A 608-nucleotide genomic window follows, 5' to 3' on the forward strand; every position below is an offset into this window, starting at 1 on the left:
TCATCGGCATCGCAACCTGCGGCTTTCGCCAGCAATTCACAGCTGGCCAGGCAGTTTTCCAGGCCTTTTTTGCCGGTACCGGCATTGGCGTAGCCGGTGTTGATCATCAGGTAGCGTGGCGTAGTGGCAGCCAGACGGGACTTGGCTACCTGTACTGGCGCAGCACAGAACCGATTAAGGGTAAACACACCACTGACACGACTCCCCTGGGCCAGCTCCAGCACCACCAAATCCTTGCGATTGGCTTTTTTGATGCCGGCTTCCACGGCGGCAAGCCGCACGCCGGGGACTGGCAACCACTCAGACTGTGTCATCACGTTTTCCTTAACATTCAGCGACTAGCTTCTAGCTGCGAGCAACTAGTCATCATAAAGAAAAGCACCGACTTTCACCGGTGCCTTTGTTTTTCTCGTAGCTGGAAGCTCGTCGCTAGCAGCTGCTTTATTCAATCTTGCCGTGACACTGCTTGTACTTCTTGCCGGAACCACAAGGGCACGGCTCATTACGCCCGACTTTACGGCCCTCCCGGACCACCGTCTTGGGCTGCTCGCCCTGTTGACGGGGCTGGGCATCGCCATCGGTGCCCGGTTCGGCCACCGCCTGCATTT

2 protein-coding genes are annotated in these 608 nt (G+C 57.4%); both read right to left on the reverse strand.

The genetic code is table 11. From position 1 onward, the window contains the following. Positions 1-314 (reverse strand): bifunctional ornithine acetyltransferase/N-acetylglutamate synthase (locus tag A3730_RS11125; RefSeq protein WP_231883931.1); only part of this gene is annotated, 314 nt, incomplete at its 3' end. A gap of 127 nt (positions 315-441) precedes the next feature. Further along, on the reverse strand, positions 442-608 hold a 167-nt coding region (locus A3730_RS33035), incomplete at its 5' end, for an SEC-C metal-binding domain-containing protein (protein WP_197477439.1).

The sequence above is a fragment of the Alcanivorax sp. HI0044 genome (assembly GCF_001634945.1).